Genomic DNA, 26,088 nt, shown 5'->3' with positions numbered 1-26,088 from the left:
TGGGGTGGGGCGCTCGGCGGCGCCGCCTGGGATAGCCTCCGATTATAGGAAAGCCGGCCTATTCCTCGCTGGTCCATTCGACCTGCACGCCCAGGCTGCGCAGGTTTTCGACAAAGCGCGGGTGGGCGCGGCGGATCGGCGTGGCGTTGCGGATTTCCGAGCGGCCGTCGATGCTGCTGGCGATCATGAACAGCGCGATCGCGACCCGGATGATGTAGGGGCTTTCGACCACCGCCGGCGTCAGCGGGTTGCCGCCAAAGGTGATGACCCGGTGCGGGTCGGACGAAAACACATGGGCGCCGAACTTGGACAGCTCGCCCGTCCAGCCCAGCGCGCCGTCGTAGACCTTGTTCCAGAACATCGCGTTGCCTTCGGCGCACACGCCCAGGGCGATGAAGATCGGCAGCAGGTCCACCGGAAAATACGGCCACGGCGCGGCTTCGACCTTGGTCAGCACATTGCTGGTGAAGGGCGTCTGCACCTTCAGGGGCCCGTTGCGCAGCGCGCGCGACCAGCCATTTTCGTGCACGATCTGCACGCCGAACTTGGCGAAGGTGCGGTCGATCAGCGGGAAATTGCCGGGCGTGCTGTTGCGCACCACCACGTCGCCGCCGGTGATGGCGCCCAGCGCCAGGAAAGTCGTGATTTCGTGGAAATCTTCTTCGAAGGTGAACTCACCGCCGCGCAGCGTCGCGCCGCCGCGCACCGTCAGGCGCGAGGTACCGATGCCGTCGATGTCGGCGCCCATCATGGCCATGAAGCGGCAGAATTCCTGCACGTGCGGTTCGGACGCGGCGTTGGTCAGGGTGGATTCGCCAGCGGCCGCCGCGGCGCACAGCACGAAGTTCTCGGTGGTGGTGACCGATGCGTAGTCCAGCCAGTGATGGGTGGGCTTGAGCGGACCGGCGCTGCGCACCAGCAGCGAACCGCTGGCGCGTTCGACCTCGCCGCCGAACGAACGGAAGATATCCACGTGCGGATCGATTTCGCGCACGCCCAGGGTGCAGCCCTTGACGTTGTCTTCCAGCCGCGCCACGCCAAAGCGCGCCAGCAGCGGCGGCACCAGCATGATGGACGAGCGCATTTCCTCGGGCAGCCGGTGCCTGGCCGCGTCGAACGCGGTGTCGCGGTGGTGCAGGTCCAGCGTGCGGGTGCTTTCGTCCAGCCGCACCTCGCTGCCCAGCGTGCGGAAGATGTCCAGGATCTTGCGCACGTCGGTGATGTCGGGCACGCCATGCAGCCGCAGCGGCTGGTCGGTCAGCAGCGTGGCGCACAGCACGGGCAGCACGGCGTTCTTGTTGGCTGACGGAATGACGCGGCCGCGCAGGGGCGTGCCGCCGTGGACGATGAGATTGGACATGGGCGAGGAGCTTGGACGACAGGAAAAGCGGGTTGGGGGAAGGGCGCGGGAAATTGTACCGGGCGGGCCAGGCGGGCGCCGGGCGGCCCTGGGCGAAATGGTGTCAGACTGCAAACCGTGTTGCCTGGCTTTGCGTGGGTAGGGGTATCGGTCTTGCGTTCAACCCTGGCGTTGGCCCAGGGGGGGCGGGTTCGAAATCTTGGCGCGAGCCTGGAATATTGGGGCCAGCCTGCATGGACGCCCCGGGGCAGCTTGGGTATAAAGTCCGCCGGGCCATTGCCCCGAGCCAGTCCGCCTTTTCGCCAAGGACCGCCGCCATGAGCACTGCCAACGCTGCAAAATCCGCAAAAGCCGACAAAGCCGACAAAGCCGACAAAGCCGACAAAGCCGACAAAGCCGACAAAGCCGATCCTGTCGCCGCCGCCGCGTCATCCCCCGCCCAGCAGATCGACGCCCGCATCCGCGAGTTGGCCGACTGGCGCGGTGAAGTGCTGGCGCGGCTGCGCCAGTTGATCCGGCAGGCCGTTCCCGATGTCATCGAGGAATGGAAGTGGCGCGGCGTGCCGGTGTGGTCGCACGGCGGCATCCTGTGCACGGGCGAGACCTACAAGAGCGCCGTGAAACTCACCTTCGCCAAGGGCGCCGCGCTCGAAGACCCGGCGGGCCTGTTCAACGCCAGCCTGGACGGCAATACCCGCCGCGCCATCGACATCCACGAAGGCGACGCGATCAACGGCCAGGCGCTGAAGGCATTGATCCGCGCCGCGGCGGCCTTGAACGCGGCGGGCAAGCAGGCAGCGGCCAAGAAAGCGATAGCGAAGAAAGCCGTAGCCAAGCAAGCCATACCCAAGAAAGCCCAAGGCGTCTGATCCCGTTCAGGCCAATTTCAGGGCTGCTCGTTAAGATGCGCCTGTTGTCGCGGCAGCTCGCCGCCGCACCGTAAGCGTTCACGTCAACCAACGCGCCTTCGGACCGCCTGTGCTGCGGCCGGGCGCGCCCGTGCGACCGCTGGGCCAGGCCCGCTCTGGCGCAGGCGTCCCCCGCATCGGGACTGCACTCATGACCCAACCCGCTATTCAAGCCTCGTCCGCCGCTGCGCCGCCGGACGCGCGCCGGCTGTTTTTCACCGCCTTGCTGGTCGCCGCCGCCTTCTTCATGGAGAACCTGGATGGCACCGTCATCACCACAGCCTTGCCCGCCATGGCGCAGGACTTCGGCGTGTTGCCGGTGGACCTGAATCTGGGCGTCAGCGCCTACCTGCTGACCCTGGGCATCTTCATTCCCATCAGCGGCTGGATGGCCGACCGCCACGGCGCGCGTCGGGTGTTCTGCGCGGCCCTGGTCATCTTCACCCTGGCGTCGCTGGCCTGCGGGCTGGCCGACGGCCTCTGGTCGTTCATTGCCCTGCGCGTGCTGCAGGGGGTGGGCGGCGCCATGATGGTGCCGGTGGGCCGGTTGGTGGTGCTGCGCCATACGCCCAAGCACGAACTGATCCGCGCCATGTCCATCCTGACCTGGCCCGCACTGACCGCGCCCGTGCTGGGGCCGCCCGTCGGCGGCTTCATCACCACGTACGCCTCGTGGCGCTGGATTTTCTATCTGAACCTGCCGCTGGGCCTGGCGGCCCTGGCTGCTGCCTGGGTGCTCATCCCCGATGACCGCGCGACCGAACGCCGGCCGTTCGACTGGGCGGGTTTCCTGTGGATCGGCGGCGGTCTGTCGGGCCTGTTGTGGACGCTGGAGCAGTTCGGCGCCTCGGCCCCGTCGTGGGGGCGCATCGGCTTGTGGATGGCTGCCAGCGTCGCGCTGCTGGCGCTGGGCGTGCGTCACCTGGGTCGGCACGCGCATCCCATGTTGACCCTGTCCCCGTTGAAGATCCGCGCTTACGCCGTCAACTTCTGGGGCGGCTCGCTGTTTCGCATGTCGGTGGGCGCGGTGCCGTTCCTGTTGCCACTGATGTTCCAGGTGGGCTATGGCATGGACGCCTTTCGCGCCGGCTTGCTGGTGATCGCGGTGTTCGCCGGCAACCTGCTCATGAAGCTGTTCACCACCCAGGTGTTGCGACGTTTCGGCTTTCGGCCAACCCTGCTGGGCAATGGCGCGCTCAATACCGTGGCATTGGCAGCGTGCGCCCTGATCGGCCCGCAGATGCCGATGGGTATCACCGCGCTGATCCTGTTCATCGGCGGCATGTCGCGGTCGATGCAGTTCACGGCCCTGAATACCCTGGCGTTTGCAGATATGCCGCAAGCGCAGATGAGCGCGGCCAACACGCTGTTTTCCACCATGTCGCAACTGGCGCTGGGCATGGGCATTGCGCTGGGCGCCATCGCCATTCGCATCGGTGAATGGGCCGTGCCGATGCTGGGTCTGGAGAGCGCGCCGGGTGCGGCCTATCGGTTGGCGTTCATTGTGGTGGGAGGGGTGTCGTTGATCGGCATGCTGGACCTGTTCGCGTTACCGCGCGGCGTGGCCGACGACGTGTCGCGGGGGCGGCGGGCGTAAGGCGCAACCCTGCCACGCCAGGCGCGTCGCGCCCAGGCGTGTGCGTCCCCGTGGCGTTAGCCGCCCGTACCCAGCAACCCGCCAGGGCCGAACGCCAGCCGCGCAAAGCGCTCGCCCATGCGGCGGTGCGACGCGCCGTCCGGATGCAATCGATCGGGCAGCGGCAGTTCGGCAAAGTCCGCCGGGCCATACAGCGTCATGCCGTCCAGATAGCGCAGTTGCGGGTCGGTGGCGGCGCGCTGCGCGACGATGCGGCGCAGTTCGTCGCGAATCACCGTCAACGTCAGCTTGCCGGCCTGACGCTCGGTCGGGTTACCGGTGGCGCGAAAGGCCACCTTGCCAGCGGCCAGGGCGTCGGTATCGAAGGCCCCGGGGCCCGGCGTGTCTTCATGGATCGGGCAATGGATCGGCGACACCACCAGCAGCGGCGTATCGGGATGGCCGTCGCGGATCGTGTCCAGGAAACCATGCACCGCCGGGCCGAAGGCGCGCAGTCGCATCAGGTCTGCATTGACCAGGTTGATGCCCAGCTTCAGGCTGATCACATCGGCCGGCGTGTCGCGGATGACGCGCGCGGTGAAGGGGTCGAGCAGCGCGCTGCCGCCGAAACCCAGGTTCACCAGTTCCACGCCGCCCAGGCGGGCGGCCAGCACCGGCCAGATGGCGGTGGGGCTGTCGCCGTTGGATCCGTGGCTGATCGAGCTGCCGTGATGCAGCCACACCGGCCGGCCATCGCTCTGCACCGGTTCAAGCGGGGCATCGCTGCGCAGGGCGACCAGTTCGGTGGTTTCGTTGTGGGGCAGCCAGATCTCGACCCGCTTGGCGTGGCCGGGCAGATCGTCAAAGCGCAGCGTCGCGAGTGCGCCCGTGTGCCGCGAGACTGCGCCCGTAGCCATGTTGATCGTGATCACATCGCCGCCATCCGCGCGGGCCTGCGCGGCCAGTTGGCCGTCGATCTGCAGGTCGTAGATGCCCACAGGCCGTGGCGGTATACCGGCATAGACGTAGCGCGTGGGGGCAACATCCAGTTCAATCCGCGTGGCGGTGGTCTGGAACACCAGGCGCACACCCGACGGCTGCGATTCGGCCATGGCCAGTTGCGGGTCCGGGCACTGCTGACGCGCCCACGCAGGCAGGCGATGCGGCAGCAGGCCGCGCGCGGTCGTTTCCAGTTCAAGGGCCCCGCGCACCAGCGCCGGGGCGATCGAGGTGGCGTTCAAGGCAGGGCGCGCGTTCGTCATGCGGTGAAATCCGTGCGGGTTCAAAGCGCGCGATCTTAGCAAGGGCGGGCGACCGGCGATAGCGCAGCGCCCGCCGGCCTGGCTATTGCAGCGCCGGGGGGCGGCGCTTGCGGATCAGCACCGAACCGCCGATGGTCAGGAGCAAGCCGCCACCCAGGTAGGGCAGCCCGAAGATCAGCACCCAGAAGAACAGCGCGGTCTTGGTGTCGTTGGCAGCCTGCGCGCCCGCCGTGGCGGCGTCTTGTACGCCGGGGTCCATCGTCAGCACACTGGCGAGCAGCGTCAGCAGCAGCGTCAGGCCGAGCAGCACGCAGCCCCAGCCGGCACGGCGGCGGTTGTCGGCAATACGAAGCAAGGCGGCCGCCACCACAACCGTGATCACCGCGCTGATGATCGTTCCGGTGATCAGCATGCGGTCCAGCACGGCGGGGTCATCGGCCACATAGGGCTGTCCCGCTGGGTGGTTCAGGCCGAACAGCACGATCAGGATGGGATTGGCGACACCAAATGCCGCCCGGCCAACCAGCAGGCCGAATGCAACGCCGGTAATCCATTTGATCAGGGTGGGGTTCATTCAGGGTTGCCGTAGGTGCCGAGGTGGCAACAGGATACCGCTAATCGGCGCGCCGCTTGGGGTCGGCGCTGGCGGTGGCGCGGGCCAGCGCCGCATTCGCCTGCCAGTAGCGCGACAGGGCCGCGAAGGCCGTCTCGGGCGTCATCTCGCGGGTGGGGCATGGCAGGACGTATTCCCGGGATTTGGCCGCATAGCGGGTGCGCGATCCCTTGCTTGCGGACCGTGGCGGCTGATAGCCGGCAGCCATCGTCAGGATGATCCGCTTGCTGACGATGGTGCTAGCGCCTGCCGACAGGTTCAGTTGTTCTTCCGTGCTGACGCCGGTGATCTGGTCCCAGGGAACCAAGGTATTCAGGTCCGGCAACCAGACGCCCTTGTGCGACAGCACGGCATAGGGTTGACGCTGCAGCCAGAACGCCCGCAGGGCCGCCCTGGTCAGTTGCAAGCCGCTGACGATGCCAATGGCGCCGATGAGCCAACGCTTCAATTCCAGGCCCGCCTGCAGGCCGGCAACCAGCAGCACCCCTCCTGCCAGGGCGCAGAGCAGGGCGGCGCCCCATCCGTGTTCGTAGAGTTTGGCCGGCGGGGTACCCGTCAAGGACTGGCGTTGCAGGGCGGCGATGTCCTGCGCAAGGGCCTGCCTGGCCAGGGCGCGGTAGTCGAATTCGGGGGGAGTGTCGAAGGACGAGGGGTCCCGGGCGACAATGACGTTCAGGGGGGTGATGCGGGGCATGAGGGGAATCGGGGATTGCGCGACGCGACTGCGGACAAGGCCAAGGGGGCAGAATACGTGGCGCAGCGTTGCACGAACATTGGAAGATTCTTATTTTTTCGCTGTGATACGGTATGGCTTTTTTCGCGCAGGTCTGTCTGCGCCCACCGCCAACATGTCCGAGCATCATCAGTTCTTCTTCCCGCTCCAGCCGCACCTGCCGCCGCCCGACTGGCAGGCGCTGGAGGCCCGGCTACGCCAGGGCAACTATGTGCTGGAGCCGCGCGGCGCTGGCATTCCGCGAGCGGCCCTGGTCGATTTCAGCTTGCTGCTGGCGCGCGGCCTGCAGCAGCCATACCAGTACCGGGACGGCATGCGCACCGCGGGTGACGTCATTGACCTGTACCGGCAGGCGGGCTATCTGCCGGCCAGCGTGCCCGTGCGCCATGACGACACCCTGGAAGAGACGCACGCCCTGTTGGCGGCTCATGGCATCGAAGCCGACCGCGAGCTGGTCGACGATGAATGCAGCGACTGGCATAGTCCACGCTATTGCCTGGGCCCGGCGGCGCGGCATGCGCTGTGCCCGCTGCTGCGCGAGCAATACGACGCCGATCCGCAATCGCTGGAGCTGATGCTGCTGGCCTACGACGAGCCGAACCCCCGCGTCGCGGTGGGCGAGAACCTGGAAGCGCCCAGCGTGCCCGGCTCGGACGAACCGCTGGAGGACATGCCGCCGTTCGGTTCGCATATCGACTTCATCGGCGCGGCCTATGAAGACCCCGCGGTGCAGTGGCGCAATCCCCGGGATGGACGCGACTACCGCATCCTGGACCTGGACTGGCACTACAGTTTTGCAATGGGGTTTCGGCTGATTCGCGCCCGGGGCCTGGATCCCGACAGCGCCGAAGGGCTGGCCGCCGTGTTGAGCGGCCTGGTCGGCCAGCCGATGGGCTGCAGCCACCGGCATCTGTGATGCCAAGGCGGGGCATGCCGCCCCGCCAGCCGGCATCCGATCAATAGTAGATATCGACGTAGTCGGTCAGGCCGCCGCACGCTTCCATCTGCTGCAGGCGCCAGTACTTGCGCTTGCCGGTGGCGCGGAATTCATAGTCCCCGGTGCGTTCGCAACGGCGGCCGGGATCGGGTGCGTTCAGGATCAGGATGGTGCCGCGGAAGATGAAGCGGTCGGCCGAGATCGACACCACTTCACCGCGGATTTCCACCGAGCGGTCGCCGTTGATCTGGCCGCCTTCCAGGCTCACCACATCGCGGTCATCGCGAGCCGTCAGGTGGCCGCGCTTGTCGCTCCAGAGCCATTGCAGGGTGACGCCGCTGTTGTTGCGCAGGCGCTCGTAGGCGGCCTGGTCCAGGATTTCGGTTTTCTGGACGCGTGCCAGCGGCTGGCCCGGGGCCTGGCCTTGGACGGCCTGGGGCGTGGCCGAGGGCTGCACCTGGGGCTGCACTTGCGGCTGCACTTGCGGTTGGGCTTGCGGGCGAGGCGGCAGTTGGCCCGGCGCCAGCGTCGGCGCGGCGCCGTGCGCGCCATCACCGGGCGCAGCCATGACCGGCGATGCGGCTGCCAGGGCCAGGCCGAGGGCAAGAGCGTAGAGACCGGACAGCCGCTTTTTAGCGGGTGCAAAAGCCGGGACGCGATCGGAGTGCATGTGCATAGTGGGTGTCTTGGAAAAGTGGGTAGCGCGTTGCCAGGTTGGCAGGGCCCGATCAAGGGGGACGCATTGCCGGGCCGTAAATTAGCACGCGTCTGAAGGCACGATGTGCGGTTTTCTGTCTTATGTATCTATTCGTTAACAAGAAAATCACGGGGCGGCCCGGCGCGGGGGCATTATTCCGAACCGCGCATCAGGGCTTGGGCGCGCGATTCATTTCATATTTGGGCCGGCCGCGGAAATTCTTCAGCGCATAGTCCAGGAATTCAGCCTTGCTGATGCGGCCATCGCCATCGGTATCCATATCGGCCACCTGTTCGGCGGTCGCTTCCTTCAAGAGCGGACCGCGGGTGAGATAGCCGTCGCCATTGATGTCCTGTTTGTAGAAGGCCGCTTCCATCCGGGCGTAGTATTCGCGTTCGGTCATGGGGCGGTTGACGGCATCGGGGGTGGGCGTGGCGTCGGTCTTGCTTTCACCGGCCTTGCCGGCCGCCGGCTTGTCCGCGCCGGGTTGCGCGGTATTTGCCTTGCCCGAGTCTGCCTTGCCGGTTTGCGCCGCAGCCGGGGCAGGGGCCGCCGATTGCGCCATGGCGCCACCTGTCAACAAGGCAAGCAGCAACGCTGCGGTCAGGCTACCCGTCCGGGTGACGTTTTTCATGGTTATCCTTTTAGGCATTCAAGCGGCGCAAATGATATCGCCGACTTGAATAATCGGTGTTGCCATATGTTTTCGAATAATAAATAAGCAGGGATCCAAAATGACGACGTTGGTTATCGGCGCCAGCGGGGCGACGGGGCGGCTGTTGGTCAGGCAATTGCTGGATCGAGGCGAATCGGTGCGTGCGGTCGTGCGCACGCCGCAGGGGTTGCAGGGGCTTTCGGGGGCCGCAGGCCTGTCGTTGATCCCGTGCAGCGTGTCCGAGGTTTCCGATGCCGATCTTGCCCGCCATGTCGATGGCTGCACGGCCATCGCGTCATGCCTGGGCCATACCTTGAGCCTAAAGGGTGTTTATGGTCCGCCGCGACGCCTGGTGGCGGACGCGGTGCGCCGCTTGTGCCAGGCGGTCAAGTCCCGCCCGGGCGCCGATCCGGTCCGTTTCGTATTGATGAATACGGCAGGCCACCGCAACCGGGATATGGCCGAACCCGTGTCATGGGCGCAGCGCTGCGTGGTGGGCGTGGTACGAGCATTGGTGCCGCCGCATGCAGACAATGAACAGGCCGCGGATTACCTGCGCACCACCATCGGCCAGCATGACCGCGCCATCCAGTGGGTCGTGGTACGTCCGGACAGCCTCGTCGATCAGGACGAGGTCACCGCCTACGAGGCGCACCCGTCGCCCCTGCGCAGCGCCATCTTCGATGCCGGCGTCACCAGCCGCATCAACGTCGCGCACTTCATGGCCGAGCTGGCGCTGGGTGGCGCCACCTGGGCCCGTTGGCAGGGCAGGATGCCGGTGCTTTACAACCGGACGTTGCCATCCGGCGCAGGATAGCGCCCGACCTCAGCTCAGGTCGTCGAATATGTAGGGCGCGTACTCGTAGGGGCGGGCAGCTTGGGCGGCCGGGGGCAGCAGGGGCTTGTGCCAGTAATTGCCCGGCTCGTTCAACCACCAGAATTTCTCTTCGCGGGCCAAGGTGCACAGGGAAGACAGGTCTGCACCGTAGCGCACCAATAGCGCGACCAGTTCACGCACCATGGCAGAACTGAGCCGGCGGCGGTCGATCTTCAGGGTGAAATCGTGGCCATGTCCGGTATGGCTCGTGATGGCCGGGATGGTCGCCAAGGCGTCGAAGAAGCGTTTTTCGTCACCTTCGGAAAAAAAACGGGCCAGCGGGATCTTCATGTCCAAGACGTAACGCTCCAGCGCGGAATCTGCCCGTGCCGACGGCCGCAGTGCGGGTGTGCCATCGGGCGCAGCTTCGCGCAAAACCTCTGAGGTTACGGGGTGGGTACCTCACACCACCATTGGAAGATTCTGATTTTTCAAGGCAGCAGCCGCATCCCGGTGCGTTTGACGAATTCTTCGTAGCTGATCGGCGGGCCGGCCTTGGTGCTGGCGCTGTTGGCCTGCCAATGCACCCACGAACGCCCGCTGGTGGCGTCGTACACCACTTTGTAGATATAGGTGGGCACCGCCACCCCAGACCCGATGGTCTTGGGCCGGTCGGCATAGACCGGGCCGGTGAACACGTACACGTCGCCCGCCGCCCGCATCACGTACTGGCGCGTGTCCTGTTCGATGCGGCTCCAGGGGCCGGCGTTGTGGGTCTGGTCCTGCGGCACCATGTTCGCCAGCGAGAAGCTCTGCGCCATGGCCTCGGGCGTCGCCATGTCGCCGGCCGGCGCCATGTGGCCGCGCGAATATCCGGACCCCCGGTAGTCGTCCAGCTCGGCGCGCTCGGCGCGTGGCAGCCGTGCGTCGGCATAGAACTTGTCGGTGCGGTGCAGCCCCTTGGCCTGCGCCAGGTTCTGCCGGTTCAGCCGTTCGGCCACGAAAACGGGCGTCTTGGTCTGGCCGTTGTGCAGGATCGCAAACGACGAAAAACACACCTCGCGCAGCCGCTGGCTGGCGGGTACCGCGGGCGGTCGGGCATGTGGAAAGAACTGCGGGCAGTCGGTGAAGGTGGTCTGCACCAGCGCCGAATTGGGCGTGGGCAGCGCCACCGGCGCCGTGCGCTCCTGCGACGGCCAGCCCAGTCGCGACAGCAGGTCGCTGGCCGATGCCGGCATCCGCCATTGCGGATTCAGCATGTAGGTGGCGGCGCCGAAGCTGGCCAGCGAGGTCACGACCAGCGCCCGTAAAAAACGGGGAATGCGGCCGGCGGACCGGGAATTCGTTCGGGAGGGAGAGCTTCTCTTTCTGGGAGCGGGTTTCTTCGCGCGCGTCATGCTACCTGGGGCTACGGACCGGCCGCCAGAGGCAGCCAATGTGACCCCGGATTGTAGATGAGTGATGAATTTGTCACTACGCTTGGTAACGCCTGCCTGTCGGGGGCGCGCAGTATCCTCGACCCCGCAGCATCCGTCATGCGGTCCGCGCCCGCCATTGCGCGCAGCCGGTCCGCCGGCGTGTCATCGACAGGAGCACCAGAATGGTCAGCAAAAACACGATTTGCCTCTGGTTTGACGGCGGCGCCCTGGAAGCCGCCCAGTTCTACGCCAGGACGTTTCCCGATAGCGCCGTGGGCCGGATCATGCATGCGCCCGGCGATTTCCCCTCCGGCAAGCAGGGCGACGTGCTGACGGTGGAATTCACGGTCATGGGCATTCCTTGCCTGGGGCTGAATGGCGGCCCGGGCGTCAAGCACAACGAGGCCTTCTCGTTCCAGGTGGCCACCGACGACCAGGAAGAAACCGACCGCCTCTGGAATGCCATTGTCGGCAACGGCGGCAAGGAAAACGTCTGTGGCTGGTGCCAGGACAAATGGGGCCTGTCGTGGCAGATCACGCCGCGCGTGCTGACCGACGCGATCACCGATCCCGATCCGGGCGTGGCCAAGCGCGCGTTCGAGGCCATGATGCAGATGGGCAAGATCGACGTCGCCAAGATCGAGGCGGCGCGGCGGGGGTAGCGACCCGGGGCCCGCGGCTCGCGCTGCCGCTCGCCGCCGCCGGTCGCTGCGCTAGCGCTGGCGCGCTTCGAATTCGCTGCGGTTGAACAGCTCGAAATACAGCACGTCCGACCACTCCAGGCCCAGCGGATACTCCGTGGCGCCGGTGCGGGTGCTGTCGAATTCGTTGTCCAGCCGCAGCCCGAACAGCACGTCCAGCGGTTCGGCTTCCTGCTGCACCGTGGCCGATTTCAACAGGCGGGCCGCCTCGGTGATATCCGCAGGCAACGCGTCCAGCGCCGCGCCGGCATGCTGGCAGCGCGCCAGTTCCTGTTCCACGCTGGCCTTCAGCGCGGCTTCGCCGGATTCGCTCATGATGTCCAGCTCGATGGTTTCCAGCAGCAGGTAGCGGTCGCGGTGGGCCTCCAGGAAGGCGATGGTCTCGTTCAGCGCGACCAGCAGGTTGGACGGCGGCGCATACGACGTCGTCGCGGCCTGCACCGGGATCGACGAGGCGGCTTTGGCGGCCGGTGAAAACAGCCGCTTCAGCCGCGCGAAGAACGAGGCGGGTGGGGGCGGCGCGGCGGGTGCTGCCGAGGCGGCCGGCGGCAACACGGCTACCGCCACCCGCAGGATTTCCGCAAAGCGCTTGACCCGTTCGAAGCCGGGTTCGAACGGGCTGCTGATGGCGTAGAGCCGGGTGCGCGAATCGGGCTCGTCGTCATCCAGCCCGTCGGAAACCAGCGACGCGCACAGCTGCGGGTCGCCGGACATCAGCAGGCGGTAGATGAAGGGCACGTCATACGCCCATTCGGACAGGCCCGAAATCGTCTCGGGCCGGTCGGCGTAGGACGTGGGGCGGTTGCTCAGGCTGTAGAGATACGAACGGTTGGCCATGGCGGCGGGGATCTCGCTAGCGTTGGGGACGCTAGTTGAACCCAAATTGCGTCAGGGCGGGGTGAAATTGCGTGTTGGCCTGCAAAAAACAGGGGCGTATCACCTTCGTGGTTCCCCGGATTCGTCACATCCGTACGAAGGATTTCCCCCTAAAATCGCGACTGCCGCCGCCCTCTGCCGGCGCAAACCCTGCCTATTCGAGATGTACGTCGATCTCCTCACCCTGTACCTCATCACCATCGGCACGCTGCTGGCCAGCGCCGGCCTGACGTTCTGGGAGCATCGGACCCATCCCACACGCAGCCATTCGCTGCGCCTCTTGGCCGCCGGTTTCGCCACGCTGGCGATCGGCTGTACTGCGGCATTGTTTCGCGCCGACCTGCCCGGCGCGCTGGGCCCGGCGCTCAGCAACCTGGTCATCCTGTGCGGTTACCTGCTGGTGCTGGACAGCGTGGCGTCGCTGAGCGAGCGGCGCTATCGACTGCGCGCGTTCGCCTTGCTGATCGTCATGGCCCTGATCTGGCTGGTGGCCGGTGCGGGCGGGCAGGACCCGGTCTGGAAGTACATCAGCGCCTTTCCCATCGCCTTGGTCAGCGGCCTGACGGCCTGGGAGCTATGGCGGTGCGATTCGCTCAAAGCCTTCAAGACCCGCCACATCGCCGTGGCCGTGGCGGGCATCCATGCGCTGATCTATCTGGCGCGCGCCGTCGTGCTGCCGTGGTGGGTGGCGGCCCACGGGCCGTCGGTGCAACTGCTGGCCAGCAACATCACCATGTATGAAGGGGTGCTGTATTCGGTGATTCTGCCGATGACGCTGATCAAGCTCATCCGCGAAGAAACGCTGAGCCGCCTGGTGCTGGAATCCCAGACCGACTACCTGACCCGTTTGGGCAACCGCCGCTGGTTCTTCGAGCAGGGCGCGCGCGCCATCGATGCCGCGGCCGGTCGCGGGCCGGTGGCCATGCTGGCGTTCGACCTGGACCAGTTCAAGGCTATCAACGACCGCTATGGCCACCAGACCGGCGACCACGTCCTCAAATCGTTCGCGCAGATCGTGCGGGACGTGCTGGGCCCCCAGGCCATCCTGGCCCGCATCGGCGGCGAGGAATTCGCGGCCTTGCTGGCTGGCGAGGCGGCTGGCCGGGCTCAGGCCTTGGGCGAGGCCGCGGCCCGCCAGTTCGCCGCCACGGTTGCCGATCCCGCCGGCGGCCTGGGGTTGCGCGCCACCGTCAGCATCGGGCTGGCGCGCTACGACCGCGACGCGCCACCGCTGGCCGACGCGCTGGCGCGGGCCGACCAGGCCTTGTACCGGGCCAAGGCGCTGGGCGGCAACCGGCTGGAGCCTGCCTGGGTGCTGGACGCCGCGGCGGCGGATTGAGCGGGGCCGGCACAGGCTCTTTGCTCAGCGCGCCGGCCACGGCTTGTCGGCCATTCCCAGCTTCGGTTCGCCCAGCAACGGCGTGGACAAGGCGTACGCGCCATTCTCGGTGAAGGCCCAGATGATGTTGCGGTCGTACTCGGTGTAGATCGAGAACACGCCCTTGCCCAGCGTGTAGACGGGCAGCTCGGATTCATCGGCCAGCGCGGGCACGAAGTACCCGGCGATGGTGGGCTTGGCGGGATCTTCCACATTGAAGATCTGCACCCCCGCGTTGTAGAACGAGTAGGGCACGATGCCCTGGCGCCACTGGCCCGGCTGGCCGATGGCATTGGCGCGTTTCGGACCGAAGTTGCCGCCCCGCTGGCAGAAGCTGGTGAACGGCGCACCCGCCGGCACTTCGGGTTGCGGCATCTTGGCCGCGACCTTCAGGTGCGAGGGGTCGCGGGCGTCGATGACGAAGATGTCTTTGTAGGGTTCATAGCAATCTCGGTTCATCGGGTAGCCGTTGGCGAACACGTAGCCGGTGCGCGCGTACTGGCTGACGTCGGCATTGTCGAATTCGGTGCCGGCGAAGCTGGGCGCCGTGTTCACGCCGCCGAGCATCCTGGGCTTGGCCGGGTCCGACAGGTCGAACGCGTACACCCCCAGTCCGCCCATTGCGCCAAAGCCGATCTTGCCGCCGTTTTCCAGCGGCTGCGACAGGAAAATGGGGTTGCGCGAGCCCATCCACGACGTGCGGTTGCCCGCCCGCGGATTCATCAGGTAGGCCTCTTCGTGTTCCTTGTCGCCCAGGATCTGGCCCGGCACGGCGATCTGCGACACGAACTTGGGATCGGCCGGATCGCTCATGTCCCAGACCTGGTAGCCGGGCGAATACAGGTAGTTCGGGTATTCGGTCAGGCCGTAGGTGTCGTCCGGCGCGGCCGACAGGATCATGTATTTGCCGCCGTAGTACTCCGGCGAATCCAGCGAGCCGGACCCGCGCTGCTGGCCGACCGGCGCGTCCGGACGCTGGTAGTCCGTCGTGCGGGTGGCAATCAGGCGCCACTGGCTGGGCAGGGGGCCGTCCATGACGAACACCTTGAAGCCCTTGAGCGAGTTGTACTGGCGCTGCGCGGCGACCTTGTCGGGCTGTTCCAGCTTTTCGTTCATCAGGCCATAGCGGCCGATCTCGAACGAGGCAACCAGCACCGGCTTGCCCAGCTTCTTGCTCCAGGCGATGGTGGCGCCGCCCAGATAGTCCTGCACGGTGTTCGGATCGTACTTTTCGCTGGACCCTTTCGGCCCCCAGACGCCGCCCCTGGAATAGACGATCTTGCCGTGGGCGGGGTCGGTGACGTCCAGGATGCGCAGGTAGTCGCGGTCGTGCACGTACAGGTAGCGGCGGCCCTCGAAGTCGGCGATGTTGTTCCAGGCATGGAAAGGCGAGCCCACGCCGGGGTAGAAGGCCAGTACCTTGACGTTCTTGGCGTAGCTTTGCTTGTCCCAGCTTGTCATTTCGCCGGGGAATTTCTGCCCGGTGTGCACTTCGGGTGTGGCCTTGGGCCAGATGAACTGGCCGGTCGCCGGGTCCATGCCGTAATCCACGCCGGGCTTTTGCGGCACGGGCCGGCGCTCGGGCGTCAGGCGCAACCATTGCGCCAGATAGGGGTCCTGCACATTGGGCGTACCGGGCGTGGCGGCCGGCGCAGCAGGTTTGTTCGGTGCGGCCGGCGCGGTCTGGGCGCAGGCTGGCAGCGCGGCGCCGGCCAGCAGCAGCGAGGCGAAGGCCGGGCCCGCGAATCGGACAGGCCAGTGGGGGCGGTGAATGGACATGCAGTCTCCTTGGGTACAGGGGCGCTCGCCGGATGCGGCAATGGCGGCGGGCATTCAGAAGGCGTGGCGGATGCCGACCTGGTAGCCAGTCGGGTTCTGGCCGGCGTTGGGATAGTTCTGGAAGGTCACGGGATACGGCACGGGCGCGGCGCGGCGATGCTGCACATGGGCCACGCTGGCGTACAGGTCGGTGCGCTTGGACAGGCCGTGGATGAATCCCAGGACGAAGCCATTGGCGCTGGACAGGCTCTTGTTGTCGTCGTCGTGGCGGTGCACCACGCTGGCGTAGAGGCGGTTGCGGCCGTCGATGTTCCAGCGCGCGCCCAGCTGAACGTCCCACCCGCTGGCGTTGAAGGCGGTGTAGGGCGGATAGGCGTAGTAGCCGTTGTAGGTATGGAAGATGAACGTGGGCTCGACCGAACCGATGCGATAGACGGCCGAGAAATAGTTGTCGCGCGAGGAATGCACCTCGGACGAGCGGAAGATGTCGCGGGTGTATTGCTGCTCGCTGGCCACGCCCAGGAACAGCGGGCCTTCGCGGTATTCAAGGGCGGTGCTGATGAAGCGCCCGGCCTTGGAGCTGCCGCCTTCGCCGTTGGTCATCATGAGGCGGCCCGTGAGGCCATGGAACGCCGGCGTCTTGTACTGCACCGCGCCGTCCACCCGGTACGACGCATAGAAGAATTCCATGTTGTTGACCATGCTGAACTCGGCGGCCCAGCTTGGGTCGGCATAGCCGGCGATCCAGTACGACGGCGTGAACTGCCGGCCCAGCGTCAATTCGCCCCAGTCGCCCTTGAGCCCCACGAACGACTGGCGAAACTGCGCGGCCTGCTGGCCGTTGTTGGCCGAGAACATGGGTTCGATCGTGAACACGGCCTTGTTGCCGTCACCCAGCTCTTCCACGCCGCTCAGGTTGAAGCGCGAATTGTTCAGGCCGCCGCTGGACATGCGCGTCGTCGAGCCGGGGCCTGACGATTGCAGGTGCTTGATGTTCATGTCGACGTAGCCGGACAGCCACACGCGGGTCTGGGCCTGCACCCCGGAACCTGCGCATAGCGCCACGACGGCAGCCAGTGCCGAAATCCTCTTCATTGGACTTTCCCCTCCTCGGTGAGCCGGTCCGGCCGCTGGGCGGTTCGGGCCTGTCGCTCGGGTCAACGTTGGACTTTTGTTGTATACATTTATTGATAAAAGTATACGGAGAGGGGAAGGAGGTTTACTGAACTGTCTGCTTATAGTGAAGGGCGATTTGGTTATAGCGGCCGTATTTCAAGCTGTATACATCAGGGGCTTCCTGAATAGGCGCGGGGCGGCGAATGCACCAGAATCGCGGCAGGCAGCATCCGGCCGGGCCGGATGCCTTACCTGGCCTTTGGACAAGAGGAATCCACCATGCATGCAGCGGAAGCGCTTCCCTGGAATGACCTGTCGCTGATCCGCCGTTTGAAGCTGAACCAGCTGATGATCTTCGGTCGGGTGCTCGAAGCCGGCTCCGTGATCGGCGCGGCCCAGGAATTGCGGCTGTCGCAGCCGGCGGTGACCAAGGTCATCCAGGAACTCGAGGCCTGTTTCGACGGCCCCTTGTTCGAACGGTCCAACCGTGGCGTGGCGCCGACCGCGCTGGGCGCGCTGCTGGGCCGCCGGGTCAAGCTGCTGATGGCCGAATTGCGCGGCATGACCGACGAACTGAATGATTTCCGCCTGGGCGCCAGCGGCCACGTCACGGTGGGCACGCTGATCTCGGCATCGGCCCGCCTGCTGCCCAACGCGATCGCGATGTTGAAGGCGCGTGCGCCCGGCGTATTGGTCACCGTGCGCGAAGGCGCCACCGCACACCTGTTTCCGGCGCTGGCCGCGGGCGACGTGGATATCGTCGTCGGCCGCCTGCCCGAACCCGAGCTGCCGCTGGCCAACGCCCATGCGCTCAGCCACCACGCGCTGTTCGACGAGGCCCTGTGCGTGGTGGTCGGCAAGGGCTATGGTCCGGCGGCCGACCGCGTCACCCACCTGGCCGAGCTGATCGGGTCGCCGTGGATCCTGCCCACGCCGGATTCGCCGGCGCGGTTGGCGGCCGAGCACCTGTTTCGCGGGGCCGGCCTGCCGTTGCCCACGGACATCGTCGAATCGTTGTCGATCCTGACCAATATCGGCCTGTTGCTGCACACGCCGCACGTGGCGCTGATGCCGCGCGCCGCGGCCCGGCAATTCTCGGATGCCGGCCTTTTGCGCATTCTCAACCTGCCCGAGACCGGCGCGTTCGGGACCGTGGGCTATTCGCTGCGCCTGAACCGCGAGCCCGGCGCCGCCTGCCAGACGTTCATTGCCTGCCTGCGCGAGGTGGCCGCGCCGCCGGGCGGCGGCGCGGCGGCGATGCGCTACTGAGGCTCGATGCCGGCCGCTTCGATCACCGGCTGCCAAAGCCCCTGTTCCGTCTTGATGCGGGTGGCGAAGGCGTCGCGCAGTTCGCCATAGGGCGTGATGCCGGCTTCTTCCAGCCGCGTGCGAAAGGCGGGGTCGGCGACGATGCGGCGGCCCTCGTCGGCCAGGCGGGCCAGCACCGCTTCGGGCATCCCCGTGGGGCCGACCAGGCCGTTCCAGGTTTCCACGACATGACCGGGGTAGGTTTCGGCAATGGCCGGCAGGTCGGGCAATTGCGCCAGCCGCCTGGCGCTGGACACCGCCAGCAGCGACAGCTTGCCGGTGGCCGCATGCGGCAGCACTTCTGACACGCTGGCGCTGTACAGGTCGATCTGCCCGGCCAGAACGTCCGCCAGCGCTTGCGCGCCGCCGCGGTACGGCACCATCGTCGCCTGCACGCCGGCACGCGTCAGGAAGAGCAGCGCCGACAGGTGTGTCAGCCCGCCGGTGCCGGCGTGGCCCACGTTCAGGGCGCCGGGGTTGGCGCGGCCGTAGTCCACCAGGTCGGCCAGCGTCTTGAAGCCGTGGCGGGCGCTGGCCGCCAGCACGAACGGGTTGCCGCCCACATTGATGATGGGCGCGAAATCGCGGATGGGGTCGTAGCGGATCTTGTTGGTCATGGGCGCCGTGACGATCTGCGTCATGGTCGACATGAACAGGGTCTGGCCGTCCGCCTTGGCCCGCGCCACGTATTCCGCCGCGATCAGGCCGCCTGCGCCGCCGCGGTTGTCCACGATGAAGGGCTTGCCGATGCGCTGGCCCAGCTTCTCGGCCATCATGCGCGCGATCAGGTCGGTATTGCCGCCGGGCGAGAACGGCACCACGATGGTGACGGGCCGGTTGGGCCAGCTGTCTTCGGCCCGCGCCACGAAGGGCGCGCCGGCCAGCAGTGTCATCGCGCCCAGGCTGAAGCGCCGCCTGGCCGGGTTGTTGGGGGTTGTCATGATGTCTCCTCGTTTTCCAGGTATGCGCCCGGCGTTGCCGGGTCGGTCATGCAATCCGGCAGGCCTGGGCGAAGTCCAGCCGCGGCAAGCGTGCAAAGAGCTTGTCGGGATCGCCCTTGCCCAGGTTGCACAGGAAATTCACGCGCCAGGTGCTGTCGGCAAAGAACGCCTGGTTCACGGCGTGGGCGTCGAAGCCGGACAGCGGCCCGCAGTCCAGGCCCAGGGCGCGCGCGGCCAGGATCAGGTAGCCGCCTTGCAGCGAACTGTTGCGCAGCGCGGTTTCCTCGGCCAGCGCCGCATCCGCCGCATAGGCGTCGTACTGCGATGGCCGATGCGGAAACAGCGTTTCGCCCCACTGGTGAAAGGCGCTGTCGTACGCAACGATGGCCGTGACGGACGCGCCCAGCACCTTGGCCACGTTGGCGGGCGCCAGCGCCGGCACCAACCGGGCCTTGGCCTCGGCAGTCTTGACGAACACCAGCCGCATGGGACTGGTGTTGGCGCTGGTGGGGCCGTGGCGCACCAGTTCGTACAGGGCGCGAAGCTCGGCGTCGGCGATGTCGCGGGGCAGCCAGCCGTTGTGGCTGCGCGCCTGGCGGAACAACTGATCCAGCGTGCGGGATTCGTTCATGCGCGGTCTCCTTCAGACGCCGGCCGTCATGCCTGCAGCGCCGGCAACGCTGCGCGCATGCGGGCTTCGACCTGCGCGGCGGTGCCGGCATCCAGCGGCACCAGCGGCGCACGCACGTGGCGCCAGCCGTCGTCGCCCGTCAACAGCGACAGGGTGTGCTTGACGGCCGCCACCATCGGGAACTGCTCGGCGGTCTTGCGTACCGCCGTGATGCGGTCGCCCAGGCGCGCGGCTTGCTCGGGGGAACCGTAGGCCAGCGCAATGTCGCGTGCATTGATGTTGTTGGTGGCCGAAATGCAGCCCGCCGCGCCCCGTTCCAGGCTGCGCAGCATCAGCACTTCGGATGCCGGGAAAATCGACAGCTGCGGAAAGCGCGCCAGCATGGCGGTCAGGTTGTCCCAGTCGCCCGAGCTGTCTTTCACGCCGACGATGTGCTGCGGGTACGCGGCCGCCAGCCGCTCGATCAGCGGCAGGGTGATGGCAACGCCCGAGACGGCGGGGATGTGATACAGCACGATGCGCAGGGCGGGGTTGTCCACCCGCTCGATCAATTGCCGGTAATAGGCAAACACGCCGTCTTCCTGCACGTTCTTGAAGAAGTAGGGTGGCAGCACCAGCGTGCCGGCGCAGCCCCGTTCCAGGGCATGGCGCGTCAGGACGACGGCGTCGTCGACCGCGCAGCAGCCCGTGCCGACCAGGATGCGGTCGGGGGCGATGCCCGCGTCGATCACGGCATCGACCAGCGACATGCGCTCGTCGAACGTTTCCGAGCAGGCCTCGCTGTTGGTGCCGGAAATCGCCAGGCCGGCGCCATCGGCGACCAGTTGCTTGCAGTGCGCGACGAACGCGGGCAGGTTCAGCGAAGCGTCCGCGCGAAACGGACTGACCACGGGCGCGAACACGCCGCGCAGCGAAGGATGTGACATGGAAGGTTCCTCAGGATGAGCGGCCCGGCGCCGGGGCAGCGGGGGCGGTGATGGGCAAGGGGCCGGCATGGGTGGCGACGAAATCCAGCAGCGCGGCGGCAAAGGCGCCGTCGGCGCTGCCCAGGTGCGCCACCACGGATGTGTGGTTGTGTCCGGGCACCTGGACGATGCGAGGCATCCGCCCGGTGGCGGCGACGCGCGCCGCGTATTGCAGCGCGTAGCGATCCAGGTACGGGTTTTCGTATTCGGCGATCGCGATCAGCAGTGGCACGGCCATGGCCTCGGCATGTGCCATGGGGGCATGGCGCCGCTGCAACGCGGGGTCGGGGCCGTAATAGGCCACCACGCCGGCGGCGTTGGGGTTGCCGGGCAGGGTGTCGGCCTCCAGGCGGGCGCTGATCAGCGCGGCGCCGGCCACGCCATCGGCCTGGCCACGGTAGCGCGGGTCGGTCAGGAAGGTGGCGACGTGGCTGCCGCCGGCCGAGTGGCCGATCAGCACGATGCGCCGCGGGTCGCCGCCCCAGGCGGCGGCATGCCTGCGCAGCCAGTCCACCGCCGCGGCCACGTCGTCGGCGCCGGCCGGGTAGGGCGCTTGCGGCGCCAGGCGGTATTCGACGTTGACACCGACGCAGCCGGCGCGTGCGAACAGCCTGGGCACGTTGGCATAGATGTACGGCGTGGCGTCCTTGCTGCCGCGCAGGAACGCGCCGCCATGCACGAAGGCCACGATAGGCCGCGCGGCGCCATCGGCTGCGGCCGGCAGGTATAGGTCAAGCTGCTGGCGCGGATCGTCGCCATAGGCCTGCGCGGGCAACGTGCGCAGGCCGTCCGCGGGCAGGCCGTCATGGACGGCGTCGTAGATCTCGCAGACCTGGCGCCGGTTGCCCTGGATGTCGTTGGCCCACGTCGGGCCCAGGGCCAGCATGGCGGCACGCTGCGCGTCGTCCAGCCCGGGAAACGGCGGGAAGGGGAATGTCATCGCGCGCCTCGGCTCATTCGGGCTTGTCTTGCTTGTCTGGCGCGGGCCGGCCTTCCTTGGCCGCCAGAATCGCCGGCGACGGCTGCACCACGAAATGCGCCAGGCGGTGCCGGTCGAACGATTCGAGGTCGCGGGCCCAGGTCTGCGGTTCGTGTTCGGCGCTGGTCGGTATCTGCTCCATGTCGGTGTAGATCTCGACGTTGTTGCCGTCCGGGTCCTTGAACACCAGGAACCAGTTGCTGCCCGGGCCATGCTGCCCGATGCCGCGCTCGATCTCTACGCCCAGCGCGCGCGCCACGTCCACCGCGCGCTTCATTTCGTCCAGCGATTCCACGTAGTACGAGAAATGCTCCAGCCCGGGTCGGGTGTAGCGCGGCAGGTCGTCGCGGTCGGGGGCGTCGGCCGGCAGGCGCGACAGGGCCAGGTCATGGTGGTCTTGCCCGGCGCGCAGGAAGACCATCTGGTCGGCGATGCGGTCCGATATCTTCAGGCCCATCACCTCGGTGTAGAAGCGCGTCGAGGCTTCCAGGTCACGCACCATCAGCACCAGGTGCCCGAGCTTGCGGGTCCGGATGGGTGCGATGGCCTTTGTGTCTGCGGCATTCACGGTTGTCTCCTCGCGGGGCTCTTGGCCCCGTCGTTATCAGGTTGCGTAGCAGGCTAACGGCTTTCGAGGGCCACCGGGTTCTCGATGGTGCCGATGCCTTCTACCCAGGCCGTCATCGTATCGCCCGGCTTGAGATACACGCCGCGGCCCATGCCCACGCCGTCCGGGGTGCCGGTGGCGATCAGGTCGCCGGGTTGCAGCGTCAGGATGCGCGACAGGTAGGCGATCTGCTCGGCCACCGAAAAGATCATCTGCGAGGTATTGCCGTCCTGCATGGATTCGCCGTTGACGCTCAGCGTCATGCGCAGGTTCTGCGGATCGGCGATGCAGCCGGCCGGCACCAGCCAGGGCCCCATCGGCCCGAACGTGTCGAAGCTCTTGCCGCGAAACCAGTCGTGCTTGAAGGGGTAGTCGGTGCGGCGGTTGAGGTCGCGGGCGCTGATGTCGTTGAAGACCGTGTAGGCGGCAATGACCGACAGCGCGTCTTCCACCGACACATGGCGGCAAGTCTTGCCGATGACCACGCCCAGTTCCACTTCCCAGTCCAGTTTCTCGGTTTCCGGGGGCATCAGCACCGTGGCCTGGGTGGGAATGACGCTGCTCTGCGCCTTCATGAAGACGTAGGGCTGGCTTTCGGCGCGGGCGGCGAGCTGTGTGCCCATTTCGTCGGCGTGTTCGTAGAAATTCGAGGCCACCCCGAAGATGCGCCGCGGGCGGTAGGGAATGGCGTAGGCCGCGCCGTCGATGGCGGCCACGCGGCCTTCGGCGGCCAGGCCACGAGCCTGCTCGGCCAGCGACGCCAGGCGCGGGGCGGCGGCATCCCAGTCGTCCAGCAGGCCGTCCACGGCGGGCAGGTCGCCGCTCTGCCCGGCCTGGCTGGCACGGGCCAGTTGCGCCAGGTCATAGAGCGTGTTGTCGACCACCAGGCCGGGCTGTTGGACGCCGTTCAGTTCATAGGTTGCTAGGCCGTGCCAGATCACGGGGATCTCCTTGTTGTGATGATGAGGTGAAGCGGCGGTCTGCGTGTTCTCACCGCCGCCTTTGTGAATACTTTAAAGCTTACGTGTATACACGTCAAAGGGTTTGTGATAATTTTTGCCCCCTCATCGTTTCACCCCCTTTTCACCCCATATCACCCCCTGAGGAGGCAATCGCCGTCATGAACGGAACCCCGAAAGACCCGAACACCGACGCGGGCCACGCCGGCCCGCTGCACGTGCTGACCCGGCTGCCGCTGGACGCGGACTGGCTGGCCGCCGTGGCCCCGCGCTACCACGTGACCCCCTGGGCGCAGGCCGACGCCGACGTCCGCGCCCGGGCGCGGGCGGTGGTCACCAATGGCTCGACCGGGCTCAGCGCCGACGAACTGGCCACGCTGCCCGCGCTGCAGCTGGTGGCAAGCTTTGGCGCCGGCTACGAGAAAATCGACCTGCATGCCGCGCAGGCGCGGCAGGTCCGCGTCTGCCATGCGCCCGACGCCAACGGCCAGGTCGTGGCCGACCACGCGCTGACCCTCATGCTGGCGCTGGTGCGCGGCATCCCGGCGCTGGACCGCGGCGTCAAGGCTGGTGGCTGGGAAGCCCTGCGCGCCGCGCGGCCCGGCCTGCGCGGCAAGACGCTGGGCATCGTCGGCCTGGGCAATATCGGCCACCGGCTTGCCAGGCTGGGCACGGCGGTGGGCATGCAGGTGGCCTACCTGTGGCATGAAGGCACGCAGGGCGGCGAGGGCTACGCGCCGCATGGCGACGCGGTGTCGCTGGCTGCCGCGTCCGACGTGCTGGCCCTGACCTGCCCGGGCGGCCCGCAGACGCATCACCTGGTGAATGCCCGTGTGTTGCAGGCGTTGGGTCCGGCCGGCTTTCTGGTCAATGTGTCGCGCGGCACGGTCGTGGATACCGACGCGCTGATCGACGCGCTGGCGCGCGGCGTCATCGCCGGGGCCGCGCTGGACGTGCTGGAAACAGAGCCTGTCGTGCCGCAAGCCTTGCGCACGATGGACCAGGTCATCCTGACGCCGCACCTGGCGGGCCGCTCGCCGGAAACGCGCATGGCGCAGCACGCGGCGCTGGCCAGCAACCTGGACGGCTGGTTCGAGCGGGGCGCGCCCGCGCATCCCGTCCGCTTGCCCGCCTGATTGCAGGCAGGCAAGCAGCGATGCCCCGGCGGGGCATCGCTGCGCAAGCGTGGCCTCAGAGGCCGTCGCGATCGGCTTTCAGGTCGGGGTTGCGCAGGGCCGGGCCCGCATCGCCGTCGCCGCCCGCGCGGGACGCGCCGCCCCAGCCGTGGTCGGTCAGGTCGATGATGATGCCGTTCGGGTCGCGGTACTTCACTTCATAGAAGATGTTGCCCTTCACCGGCACCTCGCCCATGTAGTAGTGGCCGCCCGCGGCCTCGACCGTCTGGCGGGCTTGGGCGATGTCTTCGACCCACACGCCGATATGGTGCAGGCCGACGAAATCCTTGCCGCGGTCTTCGCCCGCCGCGTGGTCGCTCTTGTAGTTCAGCAGCGCGATGCTGATGGTGCCGTCGGTAAGGTATACGCCGCGCGCCAGCGACGAATCCGTTTCGCCGACTTTGCGAAAACCGAATGCGTTCTGGTAGAACTCGGCGGCGGCCCAGGGGTCGGGCACGGACAGGGCGATGTGGCGCAGTTTGTTGCTCATGGAGATGCTCCTGGTTGGAACCGGGTGGATGAAAACGGTGGCGGGCGGCATCAGAACTTGTGCGTGATGCCCACCCCGAAAGCGGTCGCGGCGTCGCCCGCCGTCAGTTGCGGCAGCGGATTGCCGGACAGGTTGTAGCGAGCGGTCTCGCCGTTCACCAGCCGCGTGAACGACGTCCAGACCTCGGTGCGCTTGGACAGCGTGTAGCCGTAGCCCAGCGAGATCTGCCAGGCGCCGGACCCCGAGCCCGGCACGCCGATGCCGCCCACCGCCTTGGTGGTGTCCCCGTGCGCGTCGGCGCCGTAGGTGTAGGACGCGCGCAATTGATGCGGCCCGAAGCTGTGGGTGGCGGCGACTTGCCAGGCGTCGCGGTACACCGATTGCCCTGGCGCGGGCTGGTAGCGCAAGCGCTCATAGGCGCCGCGCAGTTTGGTGCCGCCAAAGGTGTAGGTCACGGCCAGGCGGTCGGCATGGTCGGCCGAACCGTCGTAGAAGTAGTCGCGGTGGTACTCGTGGCCCCAGGCCACGAACCAGTCGCCGCTGGCGTAGCTGGCCAGCCCCGACCACGCCATGGGATTGCCCGTGGGCATGCGTTCGGGCAGCGTCACGCCCATCTTCAGGCTGAAGCCGCGCCAGTTCGGCGTGGCGTACTGGAAGAGGTTTTTCTGGCGCCGGTCGAACGAGTGCGGCGCCACGCCATTGCCGGCCGTGGTGAAGCCGTTGCCCATGATCGAGTTCGACGCGAACACGCCGGCCGTGAACGGGTCCACCGTATAGACCGAGGCAAAACGCAGCGGCATTTCCCATTGCCCCATCAGGAACTCGCCCCAGGGGCCGCGCAGCCCCAGCCCGGAATTGCGGTCGGAGATTTCCGACGTGCCGGTGCCGGTCATGCGCAGATTGGTCTCGATCTGGAAGAACGCTTCAAGATCGCTGTTGATTCTTTCCTGGCCGCGAAAGCCCAGCACCGACAGGTCGTTCACCAGCCGGGTCAGGGATTCAGAGCGGCCATTGCCCGACAGCCTGACGGTTTCCACGTCTTCCTTGATGAAGCCGTAGATCTGCACGCTGCTGCCGGGCTGGGCCAGCGCGGGGCTTGCGGCGCTGGCCGCCAGCACGGCGGCGGCCACCCCCCTTCGGTGGGGCCGGCGCGCGGTGCGCGAACCCGATCTTGTGACGCCCCTGAAAACGGCTGAAATCGATGCCA

Annotated in this window: 27 protein-coding genes; 8 read left to right on the top strand and 19 right to left on the bottom strand. The window is 67.2% G+C overall.

The window, feature by feature from the left end; all coding sequences use genetic code 11:
- Positions 1 to 58 precede the first annotated feature (58 nt).
- Positions 59 to 1,360 (bottom strand): UDP-N-acetylglucosamine 1-carboxyvinyltransferase, encoded by a 1,302-nt coding sequence (locus ACUDP5_RS17710; RefSeq protein ID WP_445656753.1) that lies wholly within the window; start codon positions 1,358 to 1,360, stop codon positions 59 to 61.
- A gap of 446 nt (positions 1,361 to 1,806) precedes the next feature.
- On the opposite strand from ACUDP5_RS17710, the gene ACUDP5_RS17705 reads away from it, so the two are divergent.
- Positions 1,807 to 2,229: a DUF1801 domain-containing protein gene (locus ACUDP5_RS17705; protein WP_445659184.1), complete on the top strand. Its 423-nt coding sequence runs from the start codon at positions 1,807 to 1,809 to the stop codon at positions 2,227 to 2,229.
- Between the two features lie 190 nt (positions 2,230 to 2,419).
- Positions 2,420 to 3,865, top strand: coding sequence for an MFS transporter (locus ACUDP5_RS17700; RefSeq protein WP_445656752.1), 1,446 nt, complete (start codon positions 2,420 to 2,422; stop codon positions 3,863 to 3,865).
- A 56-nt stretch (positions 3,866 to 3,921) separates the two neighbouring features.
- On the opposite strand, the gene ACUDP5_RS17695 is transcribed toward ACUDP5_RS17700, so the two are convergent.
- The 3 genes from ACUDP5_RS17695 to ACUDP5_RS17685 all read right to left on the bottom strand — a co-directional run bounded on the left by ACUDP5_RS17695 (position 3,922) and on the right by ACUDP5_RS17685 (position 6,413).
- Positions 3,922 to 5,106 (bottom strand): GDSL-type esterase/lipase family protein, encoded by a 1,185-nt coding sequence (locus tag ACUDP5_RS17695; RefSeq protein WP_263914116.1) that lies wholly within the window; start codon positions 5,104 to 5,106, stop codon positions 3,922 to 3,924.
- 82 nt (positions 5,107 to 5,188) lie between these two features.
- Positions 5,189 to 5,680, bottom strand: coding sequence for a hypothetical protein (locus ACUDP5_RS17690; RefSeq protein ID WP_445656751.1), 492 nt, complete (start codon positions 5,678 to 5,680; stop codon positions 5,189 to 5,191).
- 40 nt (positions 5,681 to 5,720) lie between these two features.
- The gene (locus ACUDP5_RS17685; protein ID WP_445656750.1) at positions 5,721 to 6,413 is read right to left on the bottom strand and encodes a hypothetical protein; all 693 of its coding nucleotides are present in this window, start codon (positions 6,411 to 6,413) and stop codon (positions 5,721 to 5,723) included.
- Positions 6,414 to 6,567: 154 nt separating this feature from the next.
- Between ACUDP5_RS17685 and ACUDP5_RS17680 the strand changes: the two genes are divergently transcribed.
- On the top strand, positions 6,568 to 7,368 hold the full coding sequence (locus ACUDP5_RS17680) for a hypothetical protein (RefSeq protein WP_263914113.1): 801 nt from the start codon (positions 6,568 to 6,570) through the stop codon (positions 7,366 to 7,368).
- 40 nt (positions 7,369 to 7,408) lie between these two features.
- Here ACUDP5_RS17680 and ACUDP5_RS17675 read toward each other — a convergent pair whose 3' ends face one another.
- Both ACUDP5_RS17675 and ACUDP5_RS17670 read right to left on the bottom strand, forming a co-directional pair.
- On the bottom strand, positions 7,409 to 7,957 hold the full coding sequence (locus ACUDP5_RS17675; protein WP_445656749.1) for a hypothetical protein: 549 nt from the start codon (positions 7,955 to 7,957) through the stop codon (positions 7,409 to 7,411).
- 298 nt (positions 7,958 to 8,255) lie between these two features.
- Complete coding sequence (locus tag ACUDP5_RS17670) at positions 8,256 to 8,720, bottom strand: EF-hand domain-containing protein (protein WP_263914111.1); 465 nt, start codon at positions 8,718 to 8,720, stop codon at positions 8,256 to 8,258.
- A gap of 100 nt (positions 8,721 to 8,820) precedes the next feature.
- On the opposite strand from ACUDP5_RS17670, the gene ACUDP5_RS17665 reads away from it, so the two are divergent.
- Entirely contained in the window at positions 8,821 to 9,558 is a 738-nt protein-coding gene (locus ACUDP5_RS17665) for an NAD(P)-dependent oxidoreductase (protein ID WP_445656748.1), read from the top strand.
- Positions 9,559 to 9,567: 9 nt separating this feature from the next.
- Here ACUDP5_RS17665 and ACUDP5_RS17660 read toward each other — a convergent pair whose 3' ends face one another.
- Complete coding sequence (locus ACUDP5_RS17660) at positions 9,568 to 9,915, bottom strand: hypothetical protein (RefSeq protein WP_263914145.1); 348 nt, start codon at positions 9,913 to 9,915, stop codon at positions 9,568 to 9,570.
- Between the two features lie 134 nt (positions 9,916 to 10,049).
- Positions 10,050 to 10,955, bottom strand: a complete 906-nt coding sequence (locus ACUDP5_RS17655) for a DNA/RNA non-specific endonuclease (protein WP_263914110.1) — start codon at positions 10,953 to 10,955, stop codon at positions 10,050 to 10,052.
- Positions 10,956 to 11,158: 203 nt separating this feature from the next.
- On the opposite strand from ACUDP5_RS17655, the gene ACUDP5_RS17650 reads away from it, so the two are divergent.
- Positions 11,159 to 11,638 (top strand): VOC family protein, encoded by a 480-nt coding sequence (locus ACUDP5_RS17650; RefSeq protein ID WP_445656747.1) that lies wholly within the window; start codon positions 11,159 to 11,161, stop codon positions 11,636 to 11,638.
- Positions 11,639 to 11,689: 51 nt separating this feature from the next.
- Here ACUDP5_RS17650 and ACUDP5_RS17645 read toward each other — a convergent pair whose 3' ends face one another.
- A complete protein-coding gene (locus ACUDP5_RS17645) occupies positions 11,690 to 12,514 on the bottom strand; it encodes a DUF7822 domain-containing protein (RefSeq protein WP_445656746.1) in 825 nt (274 codons plus the stop codon).
- A 202-nt stretch (positions 12,515 to 12,716) separates the two neighbouring features.
- Between ACUDP5_RS17645 and ACUDP5_RS17640 the strand changes: the two genes are divergently transcribed.
- Positions 12,717 to 13,892, top strand: a complete 1,176-nt coding sequence (locus ACUDP5_RS17640) for a diguanylate cyclase domain-containing protein (protein ID WP_445656745.1) — start codon at positions 12,717 to 12,719, stop codon at positions 13,890 to 13,892.
- A 24-nt stretch (positions 13,893 to 13,916) separates the two neighbouring features.
- On the opposite strand, the gene ACUDP5_RS17635 is transcribed toward ACUDP5_RS17640, so the two are convergent.
- A complete protein-coding gene (locus tag ACUDP5_RS17635; RefSeq protein WP_445656744.1) occupies positions 13,917 to 15,710 on the bottom strand; it encodes a hypothetical protein in 1,794 nt (597 codons plus the stop codon).
- Positions 15,711 to 15,764: 54 nt separating this feature from the next.
- Positions 15,765 to 16,805: a porin gene (locus ACUDP5_RS17630; RefSeq protein ID WP_263914105.1), complete on the bottom strand. Its 1,041-nt coding sequence runs from the start codon at positions 16,803 to 16,805 to the stop codon at positions 15,765 to 15,767.
- A gap of 300 nt (positions 16,806 to 17,105) precedes the next feature.
- On the opposite strand from ACUDP5_RS17630, the gene ACUDP5_RS17625 reads away from it, so the two are divergent.
- Complete coding sequence (locus tag ACUDP5_RS17625) at positions 17,106 to 18,095, top strand: LysR family transcriptional regulator (RefSeq protein ID WP_263914104.1); 990 nt, start codon at positions 17,106 to 17,108, stop codon at positions 18,093 to 18,095.
- Here the strand turns inward: ACUDP5_RS17625 and ACUDP5_RS17620 are convergent.
- From ACUDP5_RS17620 to ACUDP5_RS17595, 6 genes are all read right to left on the bottom strand, one after another.
- Positions 18,089 to 19,075, bottom strand: a complete 987-nt coding sequence (locus ACUDP5_RS17620) for a tripartite tricarboxylate transporter substrate binding protein (protein ID WP_263914103.1) — start codon at positions 19,073 to 19,075, stop codon at positions 18,089 to 18,091. The genes ACUDP5_RS17625 and ACUDP5_RS17620 overlap by 7 nt on opposite strands.
- Before the next feature lie 46 nt (positions 19,076 to 19,121).
- Positions 19,122 to 19,706, bottom strand: coding sequence for a malonic semialdehyde reductase (locus ACUDP5_RS17615; RefSeq protein ID WP_445656743.1), 585 nt, complete (start codon positions 19,704 to 19,706; stop codon positions 19,122 to 19,124).
- A 26-nt stretch (positions 19,707 to 19,732) separates the two neighbouring features.
- A complete protein-coding gene (locus ACUDP5_RS17610; RefSeq protein ID WP_263914101.1) occupies positions 19,733 to 20,632 on the bottom strand; it encodes a dihydrodipicolinate synthase family protein in 900 nt (299 codons plus the stop codon).
- 10 nt (positions 20,633 to 20,642) lie between these two features.
- Complete coding sequence (locus tag ACUDP5_RS17605) at positions 20,643 to 21,611, bottom strand: alpha/beta hydrolase (protein ID WP_445656742.1); 969 nt, start codon at positions 21,609 to 21,611, stop codon at positions 20,643 to 20,645.
- Between the two features lie 13 nt (positions 21,612 to 21,624).
- Complete coding sequence (locus ACUDP5_RS17600; RefSeq protein ID WP_445659183.1) at positions 21,625 to 22,194, bottom strand: VOC family protein; 570 nt, start codon at positions 22,192 to 22,194, stop codon at positions 21,625 to 21,627.
- A 77-nt stretch (positions 22,195 to 22,271) separates the two neighbouring features.
- Positions 22,272 to 23,198: a fumarylacetoacetate hydrolase family protein gene (locus ACUDP5_RS17595; RefSeq protein ID WP_445656741.1), complete on the bottom strand. Its 927-nt coding sequence runs from the start codon at positions 23,196 to 23,198 to the stop codon at positions 22,272 to 22,274.
- A 179-nt stretch (positions 23,199 to 23,377) separates the two neighbouring features.
- Between ACUDP5_RS17595 and ACUDP5_RS17590 the strand changes: the two genes are divergently transcribed.
- Entirely contained in the window at positions 23,378 to 24,352 is a 975-nt protein-coding gene (locus tag ACUDP5_RS17590) for an NAD(P)-dependent oxidoreductase (protein ID WP_445656740.1), read from the top strand.
- A 55-nt stretch (positions 24,353 to 24,407) separates the two neighbouring features.
- Here the strand turns inward: ACUDP5_RS17590 and ACUDP5_RS17585 are convergent, their stop codons facing one another.
- Together ACUDP5_RS17585 and ACUDP5_RS17580 are read right to left on the bottom strand one after the other, a co-directional pair.
- Positions 24,408 to 24,881, bottom strand: coding sequence for a VOC family protein (locus ACUDP5_RS17585; RefSeq protein ID WP_263914097.1), 474 nt, complete (start codon positions 24,879 to 24,881; stop codon positions 24,408 to 24,410).
- Positions 24,882 to 24,931: 50 nt separating this feature from the next.
- Positions 24,932 to 26,011, bottom strand: coding sequence for a porin (locus ACUDP5_RS17580; protein WP_445656739.1), 1,080 nt, complete (start codon positions 26,009 to 26,011; stop codon positions 24,932 to 24,934).
- Positions 26,012 to 26,088: the final 77 nt, after the last annotated feature.

Source organism: Achromobacter sp. NCFB-sbj8-Ac1-l, from assembly GCF_052695805.1.
This window is presented reverse-complemented; position numbering and strand designations above follow the sequence as displayed.

What these genes read in the sequence shown, in the direction of transcription:
- ACUDP5_RS17710 (WP_445656753.1), bottom strand. Translation starts at nt 1,360, where the DNA reads ATGTCCAATCTCATCGTCCACGGCGGCACGCCCCTGCGCGGCCGCGTC.
- ACUDP5_RS17700 (WP_445656752.1), top strand. Translation starts at nt 2,420, where the DNA reads ATGACCCAACCCGCTATTCAAGCCTCGTCCGCCGCTGCGCCGCCGGAC.
- ACUDP5_RS17695 (WP_263914116.1), bottom strand. Translation starts at nt 5,106, where the DNA reads ATGACGAACGCGCGCCCTGCCTTGAACGCCACCTCGATCGCCCCGGCG.
- ACUDP5_RS17690 (WP_445656751.1), bottom strand. Translation starts at nt 5,680, where the DNA reads ATGAACCCCACCCTGATCAAATGGATTACCGGCGTTGCATTCGGCCTG.
- ACUDP5_RS17685 (WP_445656750.1), bottom strand. Translation starts at nt 6,413, where the DNA reads ATGCCCCGCATCACCCCCCTGAACGTCATTGTCGCCCGGGACCCCTCG.
- ACUDP5_RS17680 (WP_263914113.1), top strand. Translation starts at nt 6,568, where the DNA reads ATGTCCGAGCATCATCAGTTCTTCTTCCCGCTCCAGCCGCACCTGCCG.
- ACUDP5_RS17675 (WP_445656749.1), bottom strand. Translation starts at nt 7,957, where the DNA reads ATGGCTGCGCCCGGTGATGGCGCGCACGGCGCCGCGCCGACGCTGGCG.
- ACUDP5_RS17670 (WP_263914111.1), bottom strand. Translation starts at nt 8,720, where the DNA reads ATGAAAAACGTCACCCGGACGGGTAGCCTGACCGCAGCGTTGCTGCTT.
- ACUDP5_RS17665 (WP_445656748.1), top strand. Translation starts at nt 8,821, where the DNA reads ATGACGACGTTGGTTATCGGCGCCAGCGGGGCGACGGGGCGGCTGTTG.
- ACUDP5_RS17655 (WP_263914110.1), bottom strand. Translation starts at nt 10,955, where the DNA reads ATGACGCGCGCGAAGAAACCCGCTCCCAGAAAGAGAAGCTCTCCCTCC.
- ACUDP5_RS17650 (WP_445656747.1), top strand. Translation starts at nt 11,159, where the DNA reads ATGGTCAGCAAAAACACGATTTGCCTCTGGTTTGACGGCGGCGCCCTG.
- ACUDP5_RS17645 (WP_445656746.1), bottom strand. Translation starts at nt 12,514, where the DNA reads ATGGCCAACCGTTCGTATCTCTACAGCCTGAGCAACCGCCCCACGTCC.
- ACUDP5_RS17640 (WP_445656745.1), top strand. Translation starts at nt 12,717, where the DNA reads ATGTACGTCGATCTCCTCACCCTGTACCTCATCACCATCGGCACGCTG.
- ACUDP5_RS17635 (WP_445656744.1), bottom strand. Translation starts at nt 15,710, where the DNA reads ATGTCCATTCACCGCCCCCACTGGCCTGTCCGATTCGCGGGCCCGGCC.
- ACUDP5_RS17630 (WP_263914105.1), bottom strand. Translation starts at nt 16,805, where the DNA reads ATGAAGAGGATTTCGGCACTGGCTGCCGTCGTGGCGCTATGCGCAGGT.
- ACUDP5_RS17625 (WP_263914104.1), top strand. Translation starts at nt 17,106, where the DNA reads ATGCATGCAGCGGAAGCGCTTCCCTGGAATGACCTGTCGCTGATCCGC.
- ACUDP5_RS17620 (WP_263914103.1), bottom strand. Translation starts at nt 19,075, where the DNA reads ATGACAACCCCCAACAACCCGGCCAGGCGGCGCTTCAGCCTGGGCGCG.
- ACUDP5_RS17615 (WP_445656743.1), bottom strand. Translation starts at nt 19,706, where the DNA reads ATGAACGAATCCCGCACGCTGGATCAGTTGTTCCGCCAGGCGCGCAGC.
- ACUDP5_RS17610 (WP_263914101.1), bottom strand. Translation starts at nt 20,632, where the DNA reads ATGTCACATCCTTCGCTGCGCGGCGTGTTCGCGCCCGTGGTCAGTCCG.
- ACUDP5_RS17605 (WP_445656742.1), bottom strand. Translation starts at nt 21,611, where the DNA reads ATGACATTCCCCTTCCCGCCGTTTCCCGGGCTGGACGACGCGCAGCGT.
- ACUDP5_RS17590 (WP_445656740.1), top strand. Translation starts at nt 23,378, where the DNA reads ATGAACGGAACCCCGAAAGACCCGAACACCGACGCGGGCCACGCCGGC.
- ACUDP5_RS17585 (WP_263914097.1), bottom strand. Translation starts at nt 24,881, where the DNA reads ATGAGCAACAAACTGCGCCACATCGCCCTGTCCGTGCCCGACCCCTGG.